At 49.6% G+C, this 23,473-nt stretch carries 31 protein-coding genes and 4 tRNA genes; 12 read left to right on the forward strand and 23 right to left on the reverse strand.

All coding sequences use genetic code 11. From position 1 onward, the window contains the following. Positions 1–171: 171 nt before the first annotated feature. Positions 172–1,803 carry an ATP-binding protein gene (locus tag ACFQI7_RS05225; RefSeq protein WP_218097148.1) on the forward strand — a complete coding sequence of 544 codons (1,632 nt, stop codon included), beginning with the start codon at positions 172–174 and terminating at the stop codon, positions 1,801–1,803. Here the strand turns inward: ACFQI7_RS05225 and ACFQI7_RS05230 are convergent. The 5 genes from ACFQI7_RS05230 to ACFQI7_RS05250 form a co-directional block, all read right to left on the reverse strand. Continuing rightward, positions 1,772–2,287 (reverse strand): divergent PAP2 family protein, encoded by a 516-nt coding sequence (locus tag ACFQI7_RS05230; RefSeq protein ID WP_218097147.1) that lies wholly within the window; start codon positions 2,285–2,287, stop codon positions 1,772–1,774. The genes ACFQI7_RS05225 and ACFQI7_RS05230 overlap by 32 nt on opposite strands. A 41-nt stretch (positions 2,288–2,328) precedes the next feature. Further along, on the reverse strand, positions 2,329–3,834 hold the full coding sequence (locus tag ACFQI7_RS05235; RefSeq protein ID WP_218097146.1) for a hypothetical protein: 1,506 nt from the start codon (positions 3,832–3,834) through the stop codon (positions 2,329–2,331). 173 nt (positions 3,835–4,007) lie between these two features. Further along, entirely contained in the window at positions 4,008–4,832 is an 825-nt protein-coding gene (locus ACFQI7_RS05240; RefSeq protein ID WP_218097145.1) for a helix-turn-helix transcriptional regulator, read from the reverse strand. Positions 4,833–4,877: 45 nt separating this feature from the next. Continuing rightward, positions 4,878–5,645: a phytanoyl-CoA dioxygenase family protein gene (locus ACFQI7_RS05245; protein ID WP_230414628.1), complete on the reverse strand. Its 768-nt coding sequence runs from the start codon at positions 5,643–5,645 to the stop codon at positions 4,878–4,880. A gap of 160 nt (positions 5,646–5,805) precedes the next feature. Next, the gene (locus ACFQI7_RS05250) at positions 5,806–6,099 is read right to left on the reverse strand and encodes a DUF1811 family protein (RefSeq protein ID WP_218097143.1); all 294 of its coding nucleotides are present in this window, start codon (positions 6,097–6,099) and stop codon (positions 5,806–5,808) included. Positions 6,100–6,284: 185 nt separating this feature from the next. Here ACFQI7_RS05250 and ACFQI7_RS05255 point away from each other — a divergent pair, with 185 nt between their 5' ends. Continuing rightward, entirely contained in the window at positions 6,285–6,497 is a 213-nt protein-coding gene (locus ACFQI7_RS05255) for a hypothetical protein (RefSeq protein WP_218097142.1), read from the forward strand. A gap of 100 nt (positions 6,498–6,597) precedes the next feature. Beyond that, positions 6,598–7,050, forward strand: a complete 453-nt coding sequence (locus tag ACFQI7_RS05260; RefSeq protein WP_218097141.1) for a PilZ domain-containing protein — start codon at positions 6,598–6,600, stop codon at positions 7,048–7,050. Here ACFQI7_RS05260 and ACFQI7_RS05265 read toward each other — a convergent pair. After that, the gene (locus ACFQI7_RS05265; protein ID WP_230414627.1) at positions 7,030–7,968 is read right to left on the reverse strand and encodes a hypothetical protein; all 939 of its coding nucleotides are present in this window, start codon (positions 7,966–7,968) and stop codon (positions 7,030–7,032) included. The two genes, ACFQI7_RS05260 and ACFQI7_RS05265, sit on opposite strands and share 21 nt — an antisense overlap. 198 nt (positions 7,969–8,166) lie before the next feature. Between ACFQI7_RS05265 and ACFQI7_RS05270 the strand changes: the two genes are divergently transcribed. From ACFQI7_RS05270 to ACFQI7_RS05295, 6 genes are all read left to right on the forward strand, one after another. Continuing rightward, a tRNA-Val gene (locus tag ACFQI7_RS05270) sits at positions 8,167–8,239 on the forward strand. A 356-nt stretch (positions 8,240–8,595) separates the two neighbouring features. Further along, positions 8,596–9,054 (forward strand): NUDIX hydrolase, encoded by a 459-nt coding sequence (locus ACFQI7_RS05275; RefSeq protein WP_218097140.1) that lies wholly within the window; start codon positions 8,596–8,598, stop codon positions 9,052–9,054. Between the two features lie 205 nt (positions 9,055–9,259). After that, entirely contained in the window at positions 9,260–9,616 is a 357-nt protein-coding gene (locus ACFQI7_RS05280; RefSeq protein ID WP_218097139.1) for a hypothetical protein, read from the forward strand. A 379-nt stretch (positions 9,617–9,995) separates the two neighbouring features. Then, positions 9,996–10,490: a cation:proton antiporter regulatory subunit gene (locus ACFQI7_RS05285; protein ID WP_218097138.1), complete on the forward strand. Its 495-nt coding sequence runs from the start codon at positions 9,996–9,998 to the stop codon at positions 10,488–10,490. 5 nt (positions 10,491–10,495) lie between these two features. Further along, positions 10,496–11,725, forward strand: coding sequence for a cation:proton antiporter (locus ACFQI7_RS05290; RefSeq protein ID WP_218097137.1), 1,230 nt, complete (start codon positions 10,496–10,498; stop codon positions 11,723–11,725). A 63-nt stretch (positions 11,726–11,788) separates the two neighbouring features. Next, entirely contained in the window at positions 11,789–12,655 is an 867-nt protein-coding gene (locus ACFQI7_RS05295) for a YitT family protein (RefSeq protein ID WP_218097136.1), read from the forward strand. Between the two features lie 27 nt (positions 12,656–12,682). Here ACFQI7_RS05295 and ybaK read toward each other — a convergent pair whose 3' ends face one another. From ybaK to ACFQI7_RS05310, 3 genes are all read right to left on the reverse strand, one after another. Next, positions 12,683–13,156, reverse strand: coding sequence for a Cys-tRNA(Pro) deacylase (ybaK, locus tag ACFQI7_RS05300; RefSeq protein WP_218097135.1), 474 nt, complete (start codon positions 13,154–13,156; stop codon positions 12,683–12,685). Between the two features lie 37 nt (positions 13,157–13,193). Further along, entirely contained in the window at positions 13,194–14,111 is a 918-nt protein-coding gene (locus ACFQI7_RS05305; RefSeq protein WP_230414626.1) for an ATP-dependent DNA ligase, read from the reverse strand. Positions 14,112–14,209: 98 nt separating this feature from the next. Continuing rightward, positions 14,210–14,431, reverse strand: a complete 222-nt coding sequence (locus tag ACFQI7_RS05310) for a hypothetical protein (protein ID WP_218097134.1) — start codon at positions 14,429–14,431, stop codon at positions 14,210–14,212. A 176-nt stretch (positions 14,432–14,607) separates the two neighbouring features. Between ACFQI7_RS05310 and ACFQI7_RS05315 the strand changes: the two genes are divergently transcribed. Next, positions 14,608–14,829 (forward strand): DUF2905 domain-containing protein, encoded by a 222-nt coding sequence (locus ACFQI7_RS05315; protein WP_218097133.1) that lies wholly within the window; start codon positions 14,608–14,610, stop codon positions 14,827–14,829. A 262-nt stretch (positions 14,830–15,091) separates the two neighbouring features. On the opposite strand, the gene ACFQI7_RS05320 is transcribed toward ACFQI7_RS05315, so the two are convergent. From ACFQI7_RS05320 to ACFQI7_RS05345, 6 genes are all read right to left on the reverse strand, one after another. Then, the gene (locus ACFQI7_RS05320; RefSeq protein ID WP_218097132.1) at positions 15,092–15,481 is read right to left on the reverse strand and encodes a VOC family protein; all 390 of its coding nucleotides are present in this window, start codon (positions 15,479–15,481) and stop codon (positions 15,092–15,094) included. 153 nt (positions 15,482–15,634) lie between these two features. Continuing rightward, positions 15,635–16,012, reverse strand: coding sequence for a spore germination protein GerPE (locus ACFQI7_RS05325; RefSeq protein ID WP_268966804.1), 378 nt, complete (start codon positions 16,010–16,012; stop codon positions 15,635–15,637). 10 nt (positions 16,013–16,022) lie between these two features. Then, complete coding sequence (locus ACFQI7_RS05330; RefSeq protein WP_218097130.1) at positions 16,023–16,202, reverse strand: spore gernimation protein GerPD; 180 nt, start codon at positions 16,200–16,202, stop codon at positions 16,023–16,025. Next, positions 16,180–16,806 (reverse strand): spore germination protein GerPC, encoded by a 627-nt coding sequence (gene gerPC, locus ACFQI7_RS05335; protein WP_218097129.1) that lies wholly within the window; start codon positions 16,804–16,806, stop codon positions 16,180–16,182. The genes ACFQI7_RS05330 and gerPC overlap by 23 nt, the downstream gene beginning before the upstream one ends. Before the next feature lie 15 nt (positions 16,807–16,821). Beyond that, positions 16,822–17,061, reverse strand: a complete 240-nt coding sequence (locus ACFQI7_RS05340; RefSeq protein ID WP_218097507.1) for a spore germination protein GerPB — start codon at positions 17,059–17,061, stop codon at positions 16,822–16,824. 10 nt (positions 17,062–17,071) lie between these two features. Then, on the reverse strand, positions 17,072–17,308 hold the full coding sequence (locus ACFQI7_RS05345) for a spore germination protein (RefSeq protein ID WP_218097128.1): 237 nt from the start codon (positions 17,306–17,308) through the stop codon (positions 17,072–17,074). A gap of 126 nt (positions 17,309–17,434) precedes the next feature. On the opposite strand from ACFQI7_RS05345, the gene ACFQI7_RS05350 reads away from it, so the two are divergent. Further along, positions 17,435–17,917 (forward strand): Hsp20/alpha crystallin family protein, encoded by a 483-nt coding sequence (locus tag ACFQI7_RS05350; RefSeq protein WP_218097127.1) that lies wholly within the window; start codon positions 17,435–17,437, stop codon positions 17,915–17,917. An 87-nt stretch (positions 17,918–18,004) separates the two neighbouring features. On the opposite strand, the gene ACFQI7_RS05355 is transcribed toward ACFQI7_RS05350, so the two are convergent. The 6 genes from ACFQI7_RS05355 to ACFQI7_RS05380 form a co-directional block, all read right to left on the reverse strand. Then, the gene (locus ACFQI7_RS05355; RefSeq protein WP_218097126.1) at positions 18,005–18,223 is read right to left on the reverse strand and encodes a spore germination protein; all 219 of its coding nucleotides are present in this window, start codon (positions 18,221–18,223) and stop codon (positions 18,005–18,007) included. 254 nt (positions 18,224–18,477) lie between these two features. Next, a tRNA-Leu gene (locus ACFQI7_RS05360) sits at positions 18,478–18,563 on the reverse strand. A 10-nt stretch (positions 18,564–18,573) separates the two neighbouring features. Next, positions 18,574–18,650, reverse strand: a tRNA-Ile gene (locus tag ACFQI7_RS05365). A 12-nt stretch (positions 18,651–18,662) separates the two neighbouring features. Beyond that, positions 18,663–18,739, reverse strand: a tRNA-Met gene (locus ACFQI7_RS05370). A gap of 63 nt (positions 18,740–18,802) precedes the next feature. Next, positions 18,803–18,967, reverse strand: a complete 165-nt coding sequence (locus ACFQI7_RS05375; protein ID WP_218097125.1) for a hypothetical protein — start codon at positions 18,965–18,967, stop codon at positions 18,803–18,805. 117 nt (positions 18,968–19,084) lie between these two features. Further along, entirely contained in the window at positions 19,085–19,648 is a 564-nt protein-coding gene (locus tag ACFQI7_RS05380) for a phosphatidylglycerophosphatase A family protein (RefSeq protein WP_218097506.1), read from the reverse strand. Between the two features lie 156 nt (positions 19,649–19,804). Between ACFQI7_RS05380 and ACFQI7_RS05385 the strand changes: the two genes are divergently transcribed. Next, positions 19,805–20,311 carry a 2'-5' RNA ligase family protein gene (locus ACFQI7_RS05385; RefSeq protein ID WP_218097124.1) on the forward strand — a complete coding sequence of 169 codons (507 nt, stop codon included), beginning with the start codon at positions 19,805–19,807 and terminating at the stop codon, positions 20,309–20,311. Between the two features lie 75 nt (positions 20,312–20,386). Here the strand turns inward: ACFQI7_RS05385 and ACFQI7_RS05390 are convergent, their stop codons facing one another. Both ACFQI7_RS05390 and ACFQI7_RS05395 read right to left on the reverse strand, forming a co-directional pair. Further along, positions 20,387–22,114 (reverse strand): hypothetical protein, encoded by a 1,728-nt coding sequence (locus ACFQI7_RS05390; protein ID WP_218097123.1) that lies wholly within the window; start codon positions 22,112–22,114, stop codon positions 20,387–20,389. A gap of 37 nt (positions 22,115–22,151) precedes the next feature. Further along, entirely contained in the window at positions 22,152–23,405 is a 1,254-nt protein-coding gene (locus tag ACFQI7_RS05395; protein ID WP_218097122.1) for an efflux RND transporter periplasmic adaptor subunit, read from the reverse strand. Positions 23,406–23,473: the final 68 nt, after the last annotated feature.

Consider the following 23,473-nt stretch of genomic DNA (forward strand, 5'->3'; position numbering starts at 1 on the left):
GCTTGGTTTTTTTGCATAAATAAAAGCATTTGATCCGACCAGTTAAGATCGAGCAGCACAGCTTATATCAAAAATTTTTACTTAAACTGGGAGCCCAGGGCAGGAATTCCGCACACAAACACAGAATCATCTCTACTAGACAACGATTAGACCGGGAGATGAAACGCTCTTATGAATAGCAAGTGGATCTGTATCGTTTACTCTTTCCTAGTGCTTTCTTCGTCCCTATATTTCGGAACCTCCGCTTCTCCGCTCTGGCTTGTGGCGGCAACGGCCGGCTATGTTCTGGCCCAAACGTTCGAGAAGCATATCCCTGCGAGGCTGCCGTTACAGCTCATTCTGCTCATTGCCATGCACTCGCTGAGCGGTACGTTATGGTGTCTGCCGCTTTATTTGCTTCATATGTGCAACCTCTTCTACAACATTCCTTCCTTCCGAACGGCTTTATGGATCAATACACTGCTGATGCTGACCGGCGTTATCGTAGCGCTCGTCCGTCAACCCGCTATGACCGAAACAACGTTGACGACGGCTTATTCGATTATTTCCTGCTTTATATTTGCCTGTTTGTACCGCAAAATATATTACGATATCGAGCATCAAAAGCAGCAGCTTACGAACGAGAAAAAACATCTCAGTACACACGATGCGCTAACCGGTTTATACAACTTTCAAGAATTTCATAAACAATTGGAAAAGCTTGGCGGTTCCGGCGAACCGGTCATCCTCGTGCTCATGGATTGCAAGGATTTGAAATCGCTTAACACCACCAACGGGTTTCAAGGCGTGAATAAAATATTGAAGCAGGTTGCGCAGCTGCTTCGCATTATATTTCCCGAAGCCGAACTGATTTGCCGTTATGGAGGCGACGAATTCGCCATTGTGCTCAAAACGGAAGATGTGGACCAATCCATCCACTCGGTCACGCAACAGATGGCTGTCGAATTCCCGAAGCTGACCGGCATCGAGATCAATTTCGGCATCGCCAGTTACCCGAGCGACGGCATGGCGAAGGACGATTTGATTTTGGTCGCGGAGCACAATTTGTATATGATGAAAAGGGAAAGCTGGCTGAAGCGCGAGGAGCATATGCTTCGTTCTGAGAAATTGCGCGTGGTTGGCGAGCTGGCATCGGGCATGGCCCATGAAATTCGCAATCCGCTGACGACCGTAAAAGGATTTTTGCAGCTCTCCAAAGCAGGCAACTACAATATTGAACCGTGGTATGATTTGATTATGGACGAAATAAACCGGATGAGCATGTTGACGGTGGAATTTTTGCAGTTTTCCAGACCCCATGTCACCCAGTTTAAAATTCAATCCATTCAAAATTGCGTCTTTCGGGTTTTGTCGCTGCTTGACTCGGAAACAACGCGCCTCGGCCATCACGTGCAGTTCGATCACGATGAGGAACCGGTTCTTATGCTGATGGATCACGACAAGATGCTTCAGCTCCTGCTCAACCTGATCAAAAATGCTTTTGAAGCGATGCCGGAGGAGGGCCGTGTGCACATTCACTTATATACTTTGGAGAAACAAGCGGTTATTGAAATTTCCGACAACGGCAAGGGCATTCCCGAATCCGATCTAGAAAAAGTATTTATTCCGTTCTATACGACCAAAGATTCGGGGACCGGACTGGGCCTTTCCATTTGCCACAAAATCGTTCAAGACCACGAGGGCACGATTGAGGTGGAAAGCTTTGTGAATAAAGGTACGAAATTTACGATCATGCTGCCGACGGTCGGCATGCAGCAACCGGAGGCAGCCGCTACATCAGGCGGGACCAAAGTTTCGGTATAAGTCTTGGCCATTTGCTGGGCTTGCGCCGCGGCTCCGTCATAAAGCTGAGCATACCGGTAAGCATACCTAGCATTGCTCCAGCCGCAACTTCGGCCGGCAAATGGCCGAGCCGCTCCTCCAATTCCTTATCCCGCTTCTCATGGACTAAGGTCGGATGCTGCTCGGCCAACTTGGCGACCGTATCCTCGATTTCATTTACTTCCGTCGCAATGAGTCCGGTTTGCCTGCGGATCCCCATGGCATCGTACATTACGATCAAGCCAAGTATCATCGCCAGTGCAAACGAGGTAGACGACACGCCTTTGCGTAATCCGAGATAAGTAGCCAGCGAAGCGACACCGGCCGAATGCGAACTTGGCATTCCTCCCGAGCCGACCAAGCGGCGCCAATCTCGTTCACCGCCGTTGTGACGCTTGTTAAAAGAAACTTTTAGCGCTTGTGCCGCCGCAATGCCGATAATGGACGTCCATAACGCCCGGTTCATAGCCATCACCTCAAGATTATGTTCCTAATCTTCAGGCAATTCTATACCTGCGTTTCAAGTGTGATGTCCCCTTCCATGACGACGCTGTTTTCCTCGTCATTCCATTCGGGCTTTAGTCCAAGAAGCCGGCCCAATTCACTAACCGCAATCGCCCGATCCCTTCCAAACGTTTGCAGCCTAACCTTCAGTTTGAGCCGGTTGCCGTCCAATTCCAATTCATCGTCTTTCCGCGCAAAAAACGTCAGGTCATGCCCTCCCCATCTTACGATCGTTTCCCCTGGCGGACGCTGCTTGCGGTGACGTACGGGAAACGATTGGATCGGTATAAACAATTGCCCGTCCGAATCCATATATTGCTTACCTGCCGCTTGCAATCGCCCGTTAATAAACAAATATATGATCGGCCAACGCTGCAGCCCTTCTTTTCGCAAAATGGCATACAGTCCCTGCTGTTCCCAGGGCGGGGGGATATCTCTCAGCGCAACATGGCTGCGGAAATCGCCGCCAAGAAGCCGCATTTGGAACCAATTCTCATACACCGGCGTATGGACGAACTGCCTTGTCGCTTCATGGTATGCCCATATGGACAAATGTCCATAATACGTATCGCTCGTTGGCACGTTGTCCGGCAAGGCGATGTGAGCCTCGATATCTTCATCGATGAAGTCGGACGACCATTCGGCCGTCATTCGCTCCGGCGCGCCGCCGATAGACGGAAATAACAATAATTGAAGCGCGTACCGAATCGGTCTTCCAAGCATTTCCACACTGAAGTCTGCAGCCGAAGCGAACAGCACCCGCAGATTGGACTGATCGTTGCCCTCCTCATCCGTTTCGGAATCGATCCTCGTATCGAGTACCTCAGGAACGGACAACCCCCCAGACGGTTTTAATCCCGCCAGCTTCTCCCAATAGTCCCGAACGGCGGGGAGCAAATAAATGAACGGAATATATTCGTTTTCATGCCGCGCAAAGTTGACAAGCTCCTCTGCCGATTGCGGAGAAGATTTGCCGCTATTGCCGAACAACATCACATAATCTTCCGCCATAATTTCGCCGGGGTCCCATTTGTGCAAATATGGCATGGTGCTGTTTTTCCATCGAACCGGATAACCGTCCAGCTGCCGCAGCTTCGACCATTCGCTCTTTTCCGTCAGTTCGTACGGATAGATGCCTTCTTTCTTTTTGAGCCAATAATAAGTAAAATGATGGCCGTACTCATGAATCAACGTCGCTTCGACCGGCATTTTGTCAACCTCATAGAGGCGGATGGTTTTGTCCTTGTTATTGTAGTTGCCTACGCGGTAACCGCTCTGCCCCGTACTTTTGAGCGGATCGAGAATTACTTTTTTCAGTTGGGCCAGCTCTTCCCCATGCTTGCAATTCAGCAGCACGCGGTATAACGCTTTAAGTCTGACCTCGTCCCATTTCGAACTGTAGCTAATAAATTGAATACCTTCCGAGGAAGTAAATGTGCTCTCTACGGTTCGCTTCTCCTCGGCCGCGGAGACGATCAGAGCGGAACGAATAAATAAAAACGAAATCATAAAAATGCACCACAGACCGATTCCTTTTCTGATGCTGCAACACCTCCGTCAATCCCCAAGATGATAACGCTTTCATATCCATAATATTCTAATACTATCACATCTCCTTCATTATATGCACGACAAAAAGGCGTCTTTACCAAAACTTTAGACACCTTGGTTACGAATTCTATCTATATGGTTCCAAGCAATTCCTTGCGGATGTCGGTCGGCGTCATGCCGGTTTGTTTTTTTACTAGACGCGCATAATGATACGACGTTTTGAACCCGCATCGAAGCGCAATCTCCTGTATCGACAACCCCGTATTACGAAGCAGCTCCAAGCTATTGCGAATCCGGTATGACCACACATAATGCATCGGAGTCGTGCCTTCATGCTTGCGAAAAAGCCGGATCAGGTGCTCCTGCGAAACATTAACGGCAGCCGCGATACGCGCTAATGACAGCGGCTCCTCATAATGGCCGGCAATATACTTTTTGGCGAGCATTAGCCAAGCATTCGTGCTATGCTGGGCGGAAGCCTGCTTGCTCTCGCTTTCGAATAATAGCAGCGCTGATAAACCCAATGCGCACATGAGCTCATCATTGCGGTCCGGCCCCTTCTGAAGCGCAAGCAGCAGCTCCGTGATCCGGTTCATACCGTTTGAAATCGGCAGATGAAACGGGAGCTCCTGCAGCCGCATAGGCTGCTCGCGGTTTGCCGAAGTACATGTTACGGCGATCCAGCGATGCCACGTTTCTTCCTCTTTGGCAAAAGCAAATCGTTCCGTGTGTCCCGGCTTAAGCAGCGCGACATATCCGCGCGGAATGACATGGCAGATGCCGTCGATCCATACCTCCGCAACCCCGGTATCTACCATGACCAGTTGAAAGTCACCCTGAATTCTCGGTCCGAATGCCCCGCCGGGCGAATAGCGTACGATACCGGGGGTCACCTTCATCACGTCGATGCCGATAGACTTCGTTCCCGGGCCAAGCCCGGGCTGTAACTGTGACAAACGGATCCCCCTTTCCGCAGCTGTTCGAGCCTTGCGATGCCGGATTTAATCCAGACGGTATTTCACCTTCAAATCTTCACGCTCAATCACCGAGTCATGCCGAATATAATGGCACACGTAGCTGCGCCGCCACCGATCCAGCGAACGATTGCGAGTGGAGGAATGGATCAACAGGCTGTGAAAAAACAAGATGTCGCCTTTATTCAACCGTACCGGAAGCTCTTTGCTTAGATCGATGTTTTCCGTCTCTTTCGTCCATGGCTCATGCTCCTGCACATTTTTCACAGCGCCGTGAGGCAGCAATCCGAGCTTGTGCGACCCTGGAATGACCCAGAGGCAGCCGTTCTCTTCGTCGACCCGTTCCATGGCGATCCACGCGGCGATCATGGTGTCCGGCTCGTTGCGAATATAATAGTAGTCCTGATGCGCCGCTTGCCCTGGAGATCCCGGCTCTTTGTAGAAGTACATGCTCTGAATGCCGACAGCCTCATCCCCCATCAGCTGCGCGAGCGCACCTCTGACAACCGGCAGCTTCAACATCTGTACCGAAAACCCGTCATGTTTGTGCGGATTGAACAACCGAACCGAGAACCGCTCCTCTTCGCTGACGAATTCCTGGCCCCTTTTGCGGGGAAAGGCCCATTCCGGAATCGGATCGGCCGACCGGATGCTATGAATATGCGCGTTGTAAGCATGAATCAAATCTGCACTGCAACCCTGCGGTAAAACTAAATAACCGTATTCTTGATACTGCCGTATTTGTTCCTCGGATAGTGGCGCCGTCCGCGGCTCATGCGCTTGGATTTGCGACAAACTTTCCGCCTCCCTCAAAGTATTGAATGCAGCTTCTGCCGCTACCCTCATACTAAGGAAATGCAGGTATTTTGAAAATGTTTGCAATTGCCTTTTTTGTGTCTGAAATTGATCTCGGTTCCACCTGATTGCTGCTTCCGCGCAACGATGTGTGTCTAACTCAGAGGCGGGTCAGCATCGAAATGAGATAACTGGCTTCCGTGTCGTTGCCGACCGTACCCCATGCCATGATTCCGTTAAGGTACCGCACCTCGAACGGAAGCTGCACATGCTCCACTTTATAAAGCCCGGGCGGGAAATCGTCAGGGTTCAATGTATACGCCATCGCCGTGTAGTATTTGCGCTCCAGTATCGCCTTTTGGCTTGGAAACTCCGCTCGCCCCATTTCCTCGCGAAGCTGTTTCATTTCTTCCTCAAGCTCGGTACGGGACATTTGACTGTACAATCTTTTCATGCTCGTTATATCGCCTCCCAATGAAATGATGCGCAAATCGACTTGTTTATGGTTTTGTTGGCCGATCTTCAGGCGAATCGTCCCGTTTTTTGTCTGCCTGTGCCGGAAACTATTCAACCGATGTTTGTCCGAATCTTGTATAATATTACTAGAGTCTAATTATGCTATGAGGAGGCTTTGCGAAAATGACGACGGAACTGTATTTTCATGACAAAAAAATTCCCGTAACCTTCATTTCAAGCGATCAGAAAGCGATCCCTCGGCTCATTACCGTATTGGAAAGCTCAAAAGTTCACTCCTCTTCCGTTCACTCCATCGCGCGGATCGAAGTCGTCGGAAACCAAGCCATACTTCATACGACTGCGGATAACGAAAAAATTCATCTGGCGCTCTTCTGAGCGCGTGTACAAGCGCACATCAGGGTTGCCTACATAATCCTATTGCGTTATAGTAAGCTTGATCATATTTCTTCACATTCAAGCAAAGGATTGTCATGCCATGGTCACCGAAAATAAACGCAAGTTTTTCCGCGTACATTTTGAACGTCCGCTTCTTGCCGAAATCAAGCTGATCGGCCTTCAAGACCGCGATTTCGAGCCGGATATCAAAAACTTCAAAGCCGCAGTGGTCGATATCGGCGCCGGGGGCGCTCGCTTCTTTACCGAGACCCCGCTGCCCGACGCGCATCGTTTGCTTGTGGAGATGAAGTTTACCGTACTCGGGAAACAATACAACCCGCTCGGTACGATCGTCCGTTCCATCCTGCCGGAAGAAGGGCATAACGAATATAGCTCGGAATTTTCTCTTCAGGAATCGGAAACGGCCGCGCTGACCAGCATGCTCAACAGCGTGGCGATCAAGCTCCGCAAGTCGAAAACTCCGGCAGAATGCATTTTTTGCTCCGACGAGGATCTTGCGGCATTTATGCCTTTACGGGCGCGGAAGCCCTGATATCCCTGCAGCGATGCAAGCTTTACCGCTCTCCGTATGCCACACCCAGCAATGAAACAGCTGCTGCTCCGGTCTGAGCTTATCGTATAAGTCTTTCAGACCGAGCACCGCTGCTTCCAAACCGTACTTACCGAACGCTTCGAACAAAAAACGCCTCCGCTCCCCTTCCGTCCTCATCTGATACAGCTCGTCCGCGATCCAGCGCTTCTCCTCATCCAGTACGATCATTTCCGTCCACGCCGCAACTCTGCCGTCCGGCTTCACAAGCGAGAGCAGCAGTTGATTGTAGTCCGTCACCAGACTGTTGCGCAAATAAACGAGGGCTTCTACGATCTGCCGCACCTCAGGTTCACTATAACGACCCATATGGCTGTAAAACTGGGTCAATGCATACAAATAAAACAGCTGCGTATGCACTCCCGATGAAATGACCAGCGAGAAGGTCTTCTTCAAGTGCGGCATCGTTTCATGCAAACGAACTTGAAAGGCGCAGTCTCTCAAGTATCCTGCAAGCTCCGAAGCGGCTGCCCCGGACTGAAGCAACTCTTCGTACGTCTCGTAGAACGAGATTTGATCTAAACCCGTATAGTCGACCCCTGTCAACGACTTTACCCGTTGGTGGCCCATGCCGCCTGTCGATTCAAGCCACTCCTGCAGCATATTGTCCTCGCTATCCATCACGGTTACCTGCTGAAAATGCAGCGCAAGCCCCGGCAAATCCACTTCCCCGTGATTTCCTGCGCCCAGGACCGCCGCTTTCTCCATTCGAGCGAGACGTTGCACGGACTCTTCCACCAGTTGGCGTACATGATATCGGTGAGTGCCGTATTCATGTTCTCCCCAGTCGAGCGCCAAGCTCTCCCCCTTGGGCTCTATCTCGACGTTCAGCGGCTGCATCAGCCGTTCAAATTCCTTCATGAAAGTCCCCTCTTTCCAAGCATGTCTTCTGCACAACATTATAGCACAACGCTCGACCGTCAGCCTCTGCTAGTTCATCATCTACGAAGGGCCTAAAATTTACAATCTATTCTTTTAAAAAAACTTCAGACAATTGCTTGACAATCCTATGCATCCTTGGTATTATAAAAAACGTTCCCGATAAACACTTTATAACATGACTTGTTAGCTCAGCTGGGAGAGCACCATCTTGACAGGGTGGGGGTCAGTGGTTCGAGCCCACTACAGGTCATAACGCAAAAGCCTTGAGAAATCAAGGCTTTTTTGCTTTTCTTGGGTGTCTAAAGCAACTGAATCTGACCATGAAATTGCTTACTTCACTTAGATGCGACCGCAGCATATTCTAACCGTTATAAAACAATTAGGATCTCCTCGCAATAGCATCCGGGTCAATTGCCTCTTATGAATCGTTCAAGAGATACTATGAAAGCCGCTGCTGACTTTTACATTTATTAGCTATAATTCAACAGATTTTATATTTTTCTTCGAAATTCATATATAGAAAAGAAATCTTTTCTGTGCTATTATCCCGGATAAAGATAAATGTAGTGAATTTATATTATGCGCATGTCGAAAGGTGGATTTGCGATGGGATACATACAAAACATACGAAAAAAAATTGGTCATGACAGGTTAATTGCTGTGGGTGCAGGTGTTTTCGTTTATAAAGATCGAAAAGTGCTTTTGCAGAAGCGAAAAGATAATTTGTGTTGGGCATTGCATGGCGGTATTGTGGAAATGAGTGAAAGAGTCGAAGACGCCGCAAAACGTGAGCTATTTGAGGAAACAGGCTTAATTGCCAATAAACTTGAGCTTTTAGGGATTTTCTCAGGCGATGATAGGATGTACACATACCCCAACGGCGATGAAGTATACATCATCGGAATCATTTATGTGTGTAATGATTTTTCTGGGAAGTTAGTATCAGAAACCGACGAAACGTTAGAACTCAAATGGTTTGATATTGAGCATTTGCCGCAGAAAATAAGCCCGCCAAACATAAAACCTCTGGAAGCATTTGTTGATTTTATTAAACGCACATATTAAGCATTTTCAACCAAAAAGATAACGTCATTCAAATTGCGTAGTTATGCATATAACTATAATTTATTTGAATTATTTTATGACTATTTTGATACAAACTCTCTTGCATGTAACAAAGAAAATCAGTCTGACTGTCCCCCTATTTGATAAAAATAACGATTTATTGTATAATTTTATTATAATTGGCTGAAAAGGGGGTGTATTTAGAATGTTTACTCGGGATATCTCCTTCAATCGCATGATTTCGTTAATTTTGATCATGTTCTTTATGGTTTTCGCTACCCCGACCCCTACCGTAGAAGCCAATACGGGCGAAACGACTCGCTCCGTATCTCAAGGTACGGACTATTTTGTGCAGCAAGCAACGGTTCGCAAGCACGCTTCCGCACACAAAAGCGGTTTGCTTGCAGCGCTCTTCTCCGCGTTATCGCTACTCGTCCTTTTTTTGATGAATGCATTTTGCCGCGTATTGCGCGAATCCCACGTTTCATTCCGGCCTCAGATCGCTCGCCGTCTGACCAACCTGTTATTATCCCCTATTAAATTTACTTCTCATTTCGTGTAGTGCCCCTTCCATAGCAACAAATTCTCGTTCCGATCATTTTCTGCAGGACTGCTATTTTTTAAGCATATCCGAACGGATTATTTGTGCTGTCTTCATTTGATGAAACCAATTTCGCCACATGATCAAAAAATGTGTGTACGCTCAGGCTCACTTTTCGTTTTAAAAAAAAACGATCGTATAGAGTTTATTTGCTGTTGTCCGAATATTGTACTGGCATTCGATGGATGATAAAAACAAGACTACATCCTTATTTTTCCCTGCGCACATCCTCGTTCATTATTCCGTTAACATACTGAGAATTGGCCGCATGGCGGTCAGGAACAATCTGAATGGTACGAGTTGGCGCAGAAAGTAAGAACAGTGGAGGTATATCAAAAAAATGAATATTCGTGAATCCGATTTGCCCGGTATTGGCAAAAAATACGTCATTCAATCTCGCGGTGGAGATAAGCTCGTCATTATTATTCACGACGATGGACGCAGAGAAATGTATCATTTCGATAACGATGATCCGGACGACAGCATTTCCATGGTCTCGCTGGACGATGACGAAGCAAGACAGGTGGCTGCTATGATCGGCGGCATGACCTATAAACCGAAAGCGCTCGAAACGATCGAAGTCGCGCTCGACGATCTGATTATCGAATGGTACAAAGTGGAGCCGAATGCCAAATCCATCGGCAAAACCATCGGGGAACTCGACGTCCGCCAAAAAACGGGAGCGACCGTGATCGCCATGGTCGGGAAAGACGGTTCCAAGCATATCGCTCCGGGACCGGACTCCAAAGTCATCGCCGAATCGACGCTTGTCGTAGCCGGTGAACGAAGACATTTGAAAATGCTTAAAGAGATTCTGCTGAACGGTGGTGATTGAGCTTTATGGACCACATCGTACTTGAAGTAGGCCTTGCCATTATTTTGATTGCCATAGCAGGACTGTTGTCCGCCAAGCTGCGGTTCTCCGTCATCCCGTTCTATATTTTGATGGGGATGGCCGTAGGACCGCATGCGCCGAAAATATGGCATTTCGATTTCCGCTTTATCGAAAGCGCTCCGCTGATCGAGTTCATGGGCAGACTCGGCGTATTGTTTTTATTATTTTACCTTGGCCTAGAATTTTCCGTCGGCCGCTTGATCAAATCGGGCCGCTCTATCGCGGTCGGCGGGACGATTTATATTTTAATCAACTTTACGCTCGGCATTTTATTCGCCTACTTTGCCTCGCTTCCCTTCAAGGAGATTCTCGTGATCGCCGGCATCACGACCATATCTTCGAGCGCCATCGTAGCGAAGGTGCTTGTCGATTTGAAACGCACGGCAAACCCGGAAACCGAGATGATCCTCGGCATCATTATGTTTGAAGATGTATTTCTAGCCGTTTACATTTCGATATTGTCCGGTCTTGTCCTTAGCGGATCTACTTCCGTGGGGGGGATCGTGCTCTCCGCATTAATTGCATTAGGCTTTATGCTGATCTTAATCATAGTGGGTAGAAAAGCCGTACCTTTGCTCAATCGGCTGCTTAATATACGTTCGAACGAATTATTCGCGCTCGTCATCTTCGGAGCACTGTTCACGGTCGCCGGATTTTCCGAAACGATTCATGTCGCCGAAGCGATCGGAGCGTTGTTGGTCGGTCTGGTACTGGCGGAAACGGAACATATGAAGCGCATCGAGCATCTCATTTTACCGTTCCGCGATTTTTTCGGGGCGCTGTTCTTCTTCAGCTTCGGGCTCACGATCGATCCGCTGTCGCTTGGAGGAGCGGTCTGGCTGTCGCTTGGCGCAGTCGTCATTACGTTAATCGGCAATTTTGTTGCCGGCATGCTGGCGGGACGAAGTGCGGGATTATCGCCAAAAGCCTCCTCGAATATTGGACTGACCATCGTATCCCGCGGCGAATTTTCGATCATTATGGCCAATCTCGGCAAAGCGGGAGGGCTTTTGCCCATGCTGCAGCCGTTCGCCGCTCTATACGTGCTCATATTGGCGATCCTCGGCCCGCTGCTCACGAAGGAATCGAAAACGATTTACAAAGCGCTTGATGCCATTTTCAAGTTTAAAACGCCCGCAAAAGAAACGAAGCTGAAAACGCAGGAAGAAGGATAAGGCGAAATGATTTCGGGTTGCGCAAGGCAGTTCTAACAAATCATGTGCCTGGGAGGGTCGGATATGGAGAGAATCGAATCGCGGACACCGCATGCCGGCGATCTGAGCGGTTATGGAACGGAGAGCGCAAAATGGAAAAAGATATGGCTTCCCATGCTGGGCGCGTCGCTTTCCGCATTCGGACTAGAGATGTTTCTTACGCCGAACCGGATCATCATCGGCGGAATGAAAGGGATTTCCGGGCTGCTTGCACATATGACGGAAATGCAAATGGGGATATTTCTGATTTTGTTGAATCTTCCGTTCATTCTGTACAGCTGCAAGAAACGAAAGAACCGCAGCGTCGTGAAAGCCGCATGGGGGTTAATGCTTTTATCCGGGCTGACGATCCTCCTCCACCCTTACCCGCCTCTGATCGAAAATCCGCTCCCCGCCGCGGTATTTGGCGGTATGATTCTTGGCTGCGGCGTCGGCCTAATTATACGATACGGCGGCTTGACGGATGGGATTCAGCAAGTGGCCGGATATTTGGCGAAAATGCGCATTGCCCTTACCATTGCGGAAATTATTACGCTGTTGAACATTGCCATCTTCAGTTTAGCCGGATTTATGTTGGGTTGGGACCAGGCTATGTACTCCGCCATCGCCTACTACGCTACGTTTAAATCGACGGAATACACATTGAATCGGTTTCGGTACCGGATGATCCGAATCCAATCGACACGCTCGGCAGCAATTGAGAAGAAATTAACCGAAACGTTCGGTCGCGGCTATCAACTGACACAAATGCATGGCACCGGCGGTCAAGAGCTGTTCATGGTCCTCCCGCGCAAATACGAAAAAAACGTATTAACTCTCGTTACCGATATCGATAAGGAGGCAAGCGTCACTTGCACCCCGATCGTGCCGAGCAATGAAGCCGTCTCTTAAGATTGCTGAACACGGAACGAACTTCGACTACTGGGCAAGATCCGCAAGCTTCGCTTCGGCGGCGACCTCGAGATCCGTGCCTTTCATGAAAATTTGCAATCCTCGGCGCCCTGCGCTGATGCTGATCGGATGCAAATGTACCGCCGACCGATCCAAAAACAGCGGGTACTTCTTCTTGGAGCCAAGCGGTGACACGCCCCCGCGAATATAGCCGGTGAGCGATTGAATTTCTTTGACCGGCACCATCTCGATTTTTTTATTCCCGCTGGCGGTCGCAAGGCTCTTAAGATGAAGTTCTTTATCGCCCGGAATGCAGGCCATCAGGATGCCCGTTTTGTCCCCGCGCAGCACTAGTGTCTTGAACAGCTGTTCCGGCGGCAGCCCCACCTTTGCGGCTACGGTTACTGCATCCAGTTGTTCTTCATCCCACTCGTATTCATGCAATGCATAGGGTATTCTCAACTGATCCAATATACGGCAAGCGTTTGTTTTTGAAGCCATAGTGCAGCACCTTTCAATTTTTCATATCATTTCTGCGTCATTGCAATCCATATGACCAAACACAATCCTCCACCCGTTTATCCGGCAAAAACGATACGAACCGGGTATACCGTAATTGATGCGTATCGGATCGGTCTTTGTATTGAATGCGGCAGCATAGTCGCGGTTCCACCCAAAATGTATCCCCTTCTTGCCGTATGCCGTCCCGTTGTATTTGCTCGAAAAACCATTCCCGATGCTCCGCCTCCAGACCGGCTTGTACCGTTCCGACAAGCTTATTTTTGACGGTCCGGAATTGCAAACCGATCAGCAGCTGAAACGGGTTTGTCCGGTATCCGACTATCGCCGCATCGATCGTCTGCGTATGTTTGATCTTCAACCAATCAGGGCTACGCATATTTAATTTGTACGCGGAAGTTTTTCGTTTGGCCACGATGCCTTCCATGCACTGCTTGGCGGTCAGTTCGAACAACGCGTTCCCCTTGCTTTCCAGGCAAACCGTTTTAAGCAGCGCCGGTCCCGGCTCCAGCAGCTCGTCGAGTCGTCGCTTACGCTCAAGCAGAGGTTCCTGCATATGTTCGCCGCCCGTGGTTAGGAGGACGTCGAACGCGATCCAGGCTGCCGGGTGCGAAGTGCGCGCCTGCTTGATTTTATCGGATCGGCCGAGGCGAAGACGGTGCATGAAATCGTCAAACACCGATCGATCCCCGCGCAAGCAAATGCCTTCGCAATCCAATATGGCCGTATGGGCCCGAATCGATTGCGCCGCTTCCTGCAGCTCCGGAAAAAGGCCGGTGACGTTCATGCCGCTGCGTGTGTAAGCCTCGATCCTGCCGCCCTGCTTATGCAGCAGCATGCGGGCACCGTCCCATTTGGGCTCGAATAAATAAGCTTCATCGTCAAAAGGCTCTTCGCGCCAGACCGGAAGCATCGGATTCAATGGCTTAAACAACAACTAGCATTCCTCCCTCCGCCCTTTGCAAGGCTGCAATCGCAATTTCCATGAATAATTGCCGGTAATAACAGAACGCTTCACGGTTCGTTATGCCCGCTTCAGTGTGTATGTCCCCATACGCGAATGGTGAGCAGCAGCGTAACGATCAGCGTGCCGCAAAATAAAACTGCCCCGACGCCTACGAACAGCCAGTCGGCAAACGAACCGCCGGGATTCTCCCCAGCACAAGCGCAAGCATAGGAAGGACTGATATCAAGACACGCAATCCCAGTAAACAGCATAACCAATGCGGTCCAACCGCATAAGCGCCGATTTCTCATCCTTCGTCCCGCCCCCCCTGACGCTAATCTTGGGATGTCCTTCCTTCCACTGCAGCGGCATCCTGAACAATAGACGATCATCCGATTGAAAAGGTTCCCAGGGAACGTTTTGTTTGTACCGCTTTCGTGTAAAATAGACTTTAAGAAAAATGTAAGACTATGAACGGGGGGTTACGATGGATTCTGTGCCAAAGCTGTTGATTTGGGGAGGGGTCATCCTGATTATTGTCGGCCTAGTATGGTCTGTGGGCGGGAAATTCTTGCATCTCGGAAAGCTGCCCGGCGACATCGTTGTAGAAAAAGAAAACGTTCGGTTTTATTTCCCCGTCGTCACCTGTATTGTCATCAGCGTCGCATTATCGCTCGGCATGTATATTATCCGGTGGTTTACGAAGTAAAAGCGAGCAACCGTAAAGCAGTCCCTCTGCCTGGTGCGAACGGATGTGAGGGCTGCCTTACTTGGTTGTCCGGTCTTTCGGAACGAAAGCCATACATGGATTCCCCGAGGCGCTAAGGACGGCGGCCGACGGCAGAGCGCTCGTCTTGATGCCATACGATTTACATCCTCTGGGAAAGCTTGGATCCCATGTAATATAAAAATGTTTGCAGTGAAAGCAATTGATTGTGCCGTGTGACTCCGGTCGTATCGTCATCGGCGCCTCAACGTGTCGATTCGAAAAACTCGATCCATTCTTCATCCGGCCCGTAAAAAAAGAAATAACGCGAACCGTTCGGCAAAGTGGTAATCTCCGAATCGATCAGCCGAACGTCAAGCTTCCGGATGCGCTCCCATTCTTCCTCAATATCATCGACCGTGAACGCAACATGGTGAACTTTGCCTTCTTGCGCAAGCGTACCGCTATACCCCTGAATCAGTTCCAGCTCCGTTTCCCCCGATTGATCGAACCCGAGAAAAGCGAGTTTGATCACCCCGTTCGTATGATCAAGCTGTCCCTTTAGCTTCAGTCCCACGATTTCTTCATAGAAACGTACGGATGCGTCAATATCTTTTACTATAATGCCTACATGCTCGATCTTTCTACGTGCCATAAATGCCGTTCCTCCTCTTTTGTTACTGCCCATTCATTGCATATTCCATTACTCATCTTCTTATATTTATCCAATTTTCGCAATACAACGATACCATTTAGAAAGCAACAAAGACCTTTCATCGCACGAAATATGCGACAAAAGGTCGATGGTTTACTGCAAAGGGCTTGTGCCGGTCAACAGCTGGCGGATATGTTTCAGCCGCGATTCCGCATGAATGTAGTCCGTCGAGCCGATCTGGTATAAGGAAGAGGTCGATACGGATAAGACGCGAATCGCTCCAACACGGATATATCCGTTCTCGTTGGTTATGGCGGCCGGCACTGTGTTTTCTTCGGAGGGAATCGTAATCGGGCTGCGGAAAACAAGGTAAGGGGAAAGATCCCCTTCATTGCCGTTATAGATCGGAATTTCACGCTGTACCGCAAGTATGTTGGCTTTTGGCTGAAACTGCTTCATATCCCCAATAAAGACGGAGGAAGCACTGATAACCGCATTAACTTTCGTCACATCGACGACAGACACCCGCATGCGTTACGCCTTACCTTTCCGCTGCAAGCGGCACGAGCGGCCCGATAATGAGCGATTCCGGCGGCGTATCGAAAACGGAGGAAAGATTAATGACCTGCGTATCTCCGACAATGAGCACCGAAGAGCTCGCGACACCGGTGACGCGAATACTCCCAACCGCAAGCTCTTTATTGGTTACTTGTAAGTCCATTCAGCTCATCTCCATTCGCTTTCTTATTTCGAATGTACGCTACCATTCCTTCCCGAATATCGGCTTTAACGCGTGCCGTTATTCCCTGCTCCTGTTCCTGCGTCAGCTCCATCTGATTCGGATCGATCAGATGCTGCATATAGTACTTGATTCGCTCGCCTATCTGCCTGCGCAAATCTTCAATCATCAGCTTCCGGAACGAATCGCCTAACTGGATCTGGTACTGATTCTCAAACTGCTCCAGCTCTTCAGGGCCCTGCGTATTCAAGTATTCATCTACCGCCGCATAAATTCTCGCATACGCTTCGGACTTTGCCGTATTCGTCCGAATCAATTGCCCTCCTACGCTTAGGTCGTCCAGCGATTTATCGCCGAGACCCGCAGGAGACAAACCTACATTGAGCGTACCTTCGAGAGTATCTACCTTTAATTGGTCGAAATTGTACTCGATTCTGTCGATATGTACGGCTCGTTGACTTTTGAGCGTCTCCACCTCTTGCGCCAATTGATTCAGCCGCGTTTCCAACATCCGGATCCGCTCCGTCTGCCAAGCCAGGTAATCGTTCAACTTCTGAAAGTACGATTCCGGGTAAAATGTATGCATCGTTCATTCCTCCGTTCATCGCGTTGGCGCAGGGAGCGGTACATAAGCCAGCGGCGATTGGCCGGCAGCCGTCGCTTCTGCCACCGCTTCCGCCCCCGCAAGCGACGGTGCAGGTCCGGTAAAGCCGCCGGTATTATACAGATTGGTTAACGATCGGACCGTTCCCGCCGTTCCGATCTGCAACACTGATGAGTTGGTCACAGCCCCAACTTTGAGTTGGTGAATGACGATATTTTGATGGATCACCCACTGCATCATAGCGATTCTATAGCACACCTACCTTATCCGCGGATACATTGTTCGCATCGTTGACGTCGTTATCATACGTGTTGGTATTGCTAACGACGCTGTAAGTCCGCACATAATCTCCCGTATTGAACGACCCGGCCCCCGCAAACGTCTTCGTCGTACTGGTGGGCGCGAGCTGAATCGAATCGCCGATGTGCACAATCGAGCTGGGGCCGACACTGAGAATCTTGATCGCACCTACAACCGCTGGCATCGGAAGCACCCTATTCATCGATAGATTTGCTTCATTATATGACGGCAAGGTACAAAGTATGTTTTGAAGCAATCATGCTTTTGCCATCAGGCTCATATAATCGTACTATCGTAAGGGGGAATGACGATGGCCGATTCGAAAAACAACAACAATTCGTTTTTTGATATGAACTGGAAAAACTTCGAACAATTTTTCGGTGGCAAGCTGCCTTTCCCTGGTATGTTGAACGGCAGCGGCACGAGCGGAGACGATCAAATGGCTTGGGTGGAAGGGTACGTGAGAGACGTCCTTAAGCAGGCGATACCGAATTTTAACCCGACGATGCTGAAACATCATTTTCAAACCGAACTATTCGAGACGCATAATAATGTCATCGTGAAAGTGCATATTCCCGACCGGGCGCAGGCACGCAAAATAAGAGCGTTGATCAGCGCCAACCAGATCCGATTGGAAGGTCTTCCGGAGAAAAGCGCCCAGACGATCCGTCTGGCCAGTCCCGTCGCTCCTGACAGTTGTAAGGCCGTCTATAAGAACGGGATCATGCAGTTTCATATGCGGAAACAATCCGCCGATGAGACATATTATGAAATCGATGTCCGGTATATGTAAAACGCAATAAAACGCACCGTCCGGTTCTCGATAGGAGAGAGGAAGGTGCGTTTTATATTTTCATGCCGATCTATAGCGTAGGCCTTGCTAGTTATTAGCCTGATTGCTGGAGTCGTTCAGATCCGGATCAAGCGTATTCGTCAAGCTGATTAACGAAAAGTTGGCGCAAAAATCGCCTGTGCTCCCCCCGCTGGCGCCCGAATTTGATTTACTTGTGCTTTTCGGCGTAATTTGAAGGACGTCACCGAACGTGACTTCGCCGCTGACTTCGAGTATTTTGATCGGAGCTAATATGATGGAAGGCATACATTCCCCTCCTCCTTCAATGGTAGTAACCTAATATATGAAGCCGAGGGAATAATAATCCCAATCCTGTAAAACTTTCCATGCGAACGCGAACTAATTTGCAGCGCAAGTCACATGAAAAACAGTGCCGCGTTGCAAACTATGCAGGAGCTTGCTGCCGGTATGTTTGCGGTCATCGCGATATTTGGTGTTAAAACTAAAAAAAATCCCCAATGGGGATTTTTATTTGCAAATCTCTTATGTACCATAGGAAGTGCCGAAGACCGGACTCGAACCGGTACGATAGTCACCTATCGCAGGATTTTAAGTCCTGTGCGTCTGCCAATTCCGCCACTCCGGCATGATCGCTGTGGTGGGCCCTGAGGGACTCGAACCCCCGACCAATCGGTTATGAGCCGACCGCTCTAACCAACTGAGCTAAGGGCCCCTGTAAAAATTTTGGTTGCGGGGGCAGGATTTGAACCTGCGGCCTTCGGGTTATGAGCCCGACGAGCTACCGGGCTGCTCCACCCCGCGACATCATTTACAGCGACAAAAATAAATATACACCAAATGAAACCGTCCAGTCAAGATGTAATTTTACACAATGTACCGTACGCCAAAGCGGCCCTTTCTGGAGCGAAACACTTCGACCTCTGACGGACACTCGTACCCGTAGATCCACCAGTCTTCTTCCATCCGCTTTGCCAAGCAGCCGGCCTGAAATTTGCTGTCATATAATTTAACCCAGTAAATCCATCTCATAATCCTCACTCCGCTTTAATAATGAAAAGGAAGTTTATGCTGAATGTAGCATAACCAAAAAGAAGCCTCCTTATTTGTGTAAGGAAGCTCTCCATAATCTAACAAAGCGGCTGCCGCTTATGGCTGCGGATGGTTCGATTGGATGTTGTTTCGTACAGGCAATGACGCTAGGCCGAGAGCTTCTTGATGATCTCTTTCATGATGCGCGATTCTGCTGGAAGCGGAAGCAGCGATACTTGCGACCAAATCGTCGAGAAACGTATGAATTCCTTTACCCGATTTGGTATCCAAACGCTTAATTATGCCAATCTTATGTTTATCCAAATGTCCGAATGTCGTTACGCCGATACTGCCGTAGCCGAACACCGAGCCAAGCGCCAATGTCTCGTCGCAGCCGAACAAGCCTTCATCCGATTCGATAATCGATTGGATCGGTTCCGACAGCAAGCCTTTTTCGGCAAGCACATCGAGTTCAATGCCGACGAGAATCGCATGCTGCAGCTCTCGCTTTTTCAGAACGGCATGAACCGATTCGATGCATTTTTCAAGCGTAAGATCCTGATGATAAGGCTGCTGCATTTCTTTTACAATCAGGGCAATCTCCTCAATCTCTACACCGCGTTCCTTTAGTTTGCGGTATACGGCTGCTTTTAGCTCGTTGCTGTGCACTTGTCGTTTCATCATGTATCGCCCCTATGCTGAGAAGTGACCTGGTAACTTATCCTATGCATGTTCTTTCCTGGATGTCCTTGTATTGGTATGATTTGCTCAAGCCCTTTTTCCAGTTGGAATCCGTGATCAAAGGACGGTATAATATATAGAAAGGAGGAGATGGATATGAACTACGGTATCGCTGTTTTCCCGTCTGTGGAGATTCAGGAATTTGCGAACCATTACCGTCGCAGATATGATCCGCATTTTGCTTTGATCGAACCTCATTTGACCGTACGGGAGAAGGAAGATTGGAACGATCAACAGGTACAGACCGCCATCCGGGAGTTGGAACGCGCCGCGGACGCACTCGACCCGTTCGAGCTGCAATTCAATCGCTTCTCTACCTTTTATCCTGTGAACAACGTCATCTATATGGCACTATCCGATCCCGCTCCGCTCGTACGTTTACACGAGAAGCTGTGCACCGGGGCGTTGGCGGAATCGAACAAACTTTATGCATACACGCCGCATTTGACGATCGCGCAATCGATGAATGACGACGAGCTCCACGATGTGCTCGCCAGCTTGAAGAACAAGCCGCTGTCCTATAAGTGTACGATCGATCGTTTCGTGTTATTGAAACAAGAGGATGACGGCAATTGGAGCCGGTATCGTGAATTTACGCTGTAAGCCATAGCCGTTCAACATGAAAAAAGCCGGCCTCGCTTGTTCCGAGGCCGGCTTTGTTATACTTATGAGGGATGATTATTGCTTGTAAGCTCCAAGCAAACGTTTGGATTCGCCGTTTGCCGTTGTAAATACTTCGTATAGCCGAACCGTAAGCGTGTGTTCGAACTGCTCGGTTGTCGCGTCGAATGTAATATTGTTCTCGCCGGTTACAAGGCGGTTCGTACCGAGGAACGACCCTTTCGCTGTGCCGATGAGACGGTCGGAAGAATCGTACAACTCAAACAGCAAATGGGAGAAGTTTTGATCCGCTTGCACTTGATCTTCCCGCTGAATATCGAGATGGAATTTTCCTTTGTAAGAATAAGCCAGCTTTGCGTTTTGGTTGAACATGACGCCGACGGTCCAGCTGTTTATTTTTACGCGAAACGGATACACGCTGAATTCGTCTTTGCTGCTTCCAGGCTGCTGCAGTTCTATACTGTACGCAGCCATGGTCGATTTGAACGGCGCAGCCGTTTTCGTATCCTGAATTTTCAGGGCAAGCCCTGTACCAGTCTCCGACGATGGAACCGCGAATGCGTAACTAATGGTCACCGCCGCATTCGGAAGCACGGTCGCGGCGCTTGCGCTTTGGCGGCTGCCGCTGTACTCGTTGCCATCAGAGCTGACGAGATCTGCCTGAAATACAGGGACGGCCATCGGCCGATCCGTCTTGTTGAACAGCTTGAACTTGGCAGTGACGGTTTGCGAACCCGCATCCTTATTCTCGTTCATATGGATTTCCACGACGGATACTTCCAAATTCGGATGAATCAGCTCGCTGCGCTCATCGAACTTCATCGGCGTTCCCAACTTGTAAGCCTCATAAGCACTGTTCGCCGCTCCCGACGGCAGCAGCAAATTCAACCGGCCCACAGTGTATTTCACCGCTTGCTGTACTCCCGCTTGCGCGAACACTTCCGGCGTCAGCACGTTGAGGCTCTTCAGCACCGTATCCTGATCGGTCGCGATGGCAAAGTGAATATATTTCTCCTCATTCGCCTCGAGCGTTACCGCTTCCTGCTCGACCCTTTTTCCCGAGTATACTTTTCCGTCGCCTATGCCTTCAACAATGAAATCCGGAACGGTTTCGCGCTGTCCCGCCGGATTATGGGCAAGCAGTTGTACAACGTAGACGGTTCCTTGTGCGGTAGATTCTCTATTCACGACGGCCGGCGTATACCGGATCGGTGAAAGGAGCGACGGAATTTGGAACGGGTCCGGCCATTTCTTGACCGCTTCCGGATCGGTGATCGCGGTATCGCTGCCTTTCCACGCCTCTCCGGAGATGGGCGCCGATACGATCAGCGTTTCTTTTTTCGGGTACACGTAAAAGTCGACATCGGTCCAATTCAGCTCCGTCAACGAAATCTCATCCGTCCGGTCGATGACGGCCATATAACTTAACTCCGAATTTGCTTTCGGCTGAATCGATTTAACGTTCAATGCGCTGGGCTGCAGCGTATACTCGATGCCTATATTCGTTCTGACTCTCAGTTCGTATTCGGGCACCCGGACAATCGAGCTGCCGTTGTTCTTCATCCGCACAACGACGCCTAGTCGCGTTCCGTCCGCTATACGTTCATTCAGCACGCCTTTTACCTCGAAATCGAGCTGATCTGTCAGCTGATATGTCGCATTCGCCAGGACGCTAACTTCCGAAACGCTCTCGTCAGCGGCCAGCACCGTATATCCAGTACCTGTACTTACGAGTGAGGCGGTAATGACTAGCGCAGCCGCCGCTTTCTTCCATGAATGGTTCAAATGGGTTCTCCTCCTATCAATCGCCGCAGCCGCGATTTTACTTCGCAAGCTGCACTTTTTCTTTGTCCTTCAATTGGTTTTGCCCGTACACGATAAGCTGCTCGCCTTCTTTGATACCGGAGATGACCTCCTGGTTCGTCTCGTTCAGGCGGCCCAATTCCACCTTACGCTTCTCGGCCTGATCGCCCGCAAGTACGAATACGAACGTATCTCCGCCTTCGCGCACGACGCTTAGCGTCGGTACGGTTACGACCTGCTGATCATTTTCTTCCGTCAGCAAAATTTGCGCTTTCATTCCTGGTTTCAACTTGCGGTCGGCATTCGGCACTTCGAGCTCCAGCACATAAGATTTCGACTGAGAGCTCATGACGTCGGCCAAATAGCTCACATTCCCTTTCACTTTATCCGTCGTACCTGGAATGTAGAACGTCAGTTCTTGTTTTCCGCGAACCAGCTTTGCCGACTCCTCGGTCAGCTCTGCTTTGATTTTGATCGGGTCGAGCTGTTGGACCATCGCCGCTTTGAAGCCGGCCGGAAGCGTCATCCCGACTTCGATCGGCAGCTCCGTCAATACGCCGCTAACCGCAGCCTTGACTTCCATATTGTTCAAGGTGCGGTCGCTTTCGCGAATTGTAACGTTCGACGTTTGCAGTGTCTGCTCCATCTGGGCAAGCGAGTTGGTGCTTTCCAACGTCTTCAGCTTGCTGCGCGAGCTTTCCAGGTCGAGCTTCAAGTTGTTCAACGTCGTTTCCATTTGCTCCAATTGGAATTTGGTGACAAGGCCCAAGTCGTAATCATTGCGCATTTTGGCGTAGTTTTTTTCGGTATCTTTTATCGATTGCTCCAGCTTTGTGATTCCGTTTCTCAGTTCCTGCTTGCTGTTAGTCAAATCTTCGCGCGCTTTGACCATCTGCTGCTGCGTGCTGTTTAAGTTGATTTGCGCCTTTTCTTTTTCAATCCGCACATCGGTCGGATCCAGGCGGAAGATTACTTCCCCTTTCTCCACCATGTCTCCGCGCTTCTTCATAATCTCCTGCACGTCGCCCCCGACCTTGTTCACAATATCAATCTGTATGGAGGAGATGACGTCTGCCACCTGCTCGATCGGGTCGCCGATCTTTTTCTTCTCGATCTTGCTGACTTTCACCGTCTTCAGCTGCGGTTCCGCCGCATTGGCCGCGGGCTGGGCGGCCGGGCTGCCCGTGCAGCCCGTCATAAGCGCGGTGCTGATCATAACCGCTCCGATGACTTTCGTGCCATGCTTTAATGTTTGTGCGAATGTATGGTTCATTGAAAATTCTCCTCTTCCCTGTTGAATTCAATGTTTTTCACGTTTCTTGTCCGTGTCCGTTTCGGATC

This window comes from Paenibacillus allorhizosphaerae (genome assembly GCF_042659105.1).
GTDB lineage: Bacteria > Bacillota > Bacilli > Paenibacillales > NBRC-103111 > Paenibacillus_G > Paenibacillus_G allorhizosphaerae.

What these genes read in the sequence shown, in the direction of transcription:
- ACFQI7_RS05325 (WP_268966804.1), bottom strand. Translation starts at nt 16,012, where the DNA reads ATGCGGGTGTCTGTCGTCGATGTGACGAAAGTTAATGCGGTTATCAGT.
- ACFQI7_RS05340 (WP_218097507.1), bottom strand. Translation starts at nt 17,061, where the DNA reads ATGCAGTGGGTGATCCATCAAAATATCGTCATTCACCAACTCAAAGTT.
- ACFQI7_RS05315 (WP_218097133.1), top strand. Translation starts at nt 14,608, where the DNA reads ATGGATTCTGTGCCAAAGCTGTTGATTTGGGGAGGGGTCATCCTGATT.
- ACFQI7_RS05285 (WP_218097138.1), top strand. Translation starts at nt 9,996, where the DNA reads ATGAATATTCGTGAATCCGATTTGCCCGGTATTGGCAAAAAATACGTC.
- ACFQI7_RS05280 (WP_218097139.1), top strand. Translation starts at nt 9,260, where the DNA reads ATGTTTACTCGGGATATCTCCTTCAATCGCATGATTTCGTTAATTTTG.
- ybaK (WP_218097135.1), bottom strand. Translation starts at nt 13,156, where the DNA reads ATGGCTTCAAAAACAAACGCTTGCCGTATATTGGATCAGTTGAGAATA.
- ACFQI7_RS05255 (WP_218097142.1), top strand. Translation starts at nt 6,285, where the DNA reads ATGACGACGGAACTGTATTTTCATGACAAAAAAATTCCCGTAACCTTC.
- ACFQI7_RS05330 (WP_218097130.1), bottom strand. Translation starts at nt 16,202, where the DNA reads ATGGACTTACAAGTAACCAATAAAGAGCTTGCGGTTGGGAGTATTCGC.
- ACFQI7_RS05260 (WP_218097141.1), top strand. Translation starts at nt 6,598, where the DNA reads ATGGTCACCGAAAATAAACGCAAGTTTTTCCGCGTACATTTTGAACGT.
- ACFQI7_RS05250 (WP_218097143.1), bottom strand. Translation starts at nt 6,099, where the DNA reads ATGAAAAGATTGTACAGTCAAATGTCCCGTACCGAGCTTGAGGAAGAA.
- ACFQI7_RS05350 (WP_218097127.1), top strand. Translation starts at nt 17,435, where the DNA reads ATGGCCGATTCGAAAAACAACAACAATTCGTTTTTTGATATGAACTGG.
- ACFQI7_RS05230 (WP_218097147.1), bottom strand. Translation starts at nt 2,287, where the DNA reads ATGAACCGGGCGTTATGGACGTCCATTATCGGCATTGCGGCGGCACAA.
- ACFQI7_RS05385 (WP_218097124.1), top strand. Translation starts at nt 19,805, where the DNA reads ATGAACTACGGTATCGCTGTTTTCCCGTCTGTGGAGATTCAGGAATTT.
- ACFQI7_RS05290 (WP_218097137.1), top strand. Translation starts at nt 10,496, where the DNA reads ATGGACCACATCGTACTTGAAGTAGGCCTTGCCATTATTTTGATTGCC.
- ACFQI7_RS05225 (WP_218097148.1), top strand. Translation starts at nt 172, where the DNA reads ATGAATAGCAAGTGGATCTGTATCGTTTACTCTTTCCTAGTGCTTTCT.
- gerPC (WP_218097129.1), bottom strand. Translation starts at nt 16,806, where the DNA reads ATGCATACATTTTACCCGGAATCGTACTTTCAGAAGTTGAACGATTAC.
- ACFQI7_RS05375 (WP_218097125.1), bottom strand. Translation starts at nt 18,967, where the DNA reads ATGAGATGGATTTACTGGGTTAAATTATATGACAGCAAATTTCAGGCC.
- ACFQI7_RS05345 (WP_218097128.1), bottom strand. Translation starts at nt 17,308, where the DNA reads ATGCCAGCGGTTGTAGGTGCGATCAAGATTCTCAGTGTCGGCCCCAGC.
- ACFQI7_RS05310 (WP_218097134.1), bottom strand. Translation starts at nt 14,431, where the DNA reads ATGAGAAATCGGCGCTTATGCGGTTGGACCGCATTGGTTATGCTGTTT.
- ACFQI7_RS05395 (WP_218097122.1), bottom strand. Translation starts at nt 23,405, where the DNA reads ATGAACCATACATTCGCACAAACATTAAAGCATGGCACGAAAGTCATC.
- ACFQI7_RS05295 (WP_218097136.1), top strand. Translation starts at nt 11,789, where the DNA reads ATGGAGAGAATCGAATCGCGGACACCGCATGCCGGCGATCTGAGCGGT.
- ACFQI7_RS05275 (WP_218097140.1), top strand. Translation starts at nt 8,596, where the DNA reads ATGGGATACATACAAAACATACGAAAAAAAATTGGTCATGACAGGTTA.
- ACFQI7_RS05355 (WP_218097126.1), bottom strand. Translation starts at nt 18,223, where the DNA reads ATGCCTTCCATCATATTAGCTCCGATCAAAATACTCGAAGTCAGCGGC.
- ACFQI7_RS05320 (WP_218097132.1), bottom strand. Translation starts at nt 15,481, where the DNA reads ATGGCACGTAGAAAGATCGAGCATGTAGGCATTATAGTAAAAGATATT.
- ACFQI7_RS05380 (WP_218097506.1), bottom strand. Translation starts at nt 19,648, where the DNA reads ATGAAACGACAAGTGCACAGCAACGAGCTAAAAGCAGCCGTATACCGC.
- ACFQI7_RS05265 (WP_230414627.1), bottom strand. Translation starts at nt 7,968, where the DNA reads ATGAAGGAATTTGAACGGCTGATGCAGCCGCTGAACGTCGAGATAGAG.
- ACFQI7_RS05235 (WP_218097146.1), bottom strand. Translation starts at nt 3,834, where the DNA reads ATGATTTCGTTTTTATTTATTCGTTCCGCTCTGATCGTCTCCGCGGCC.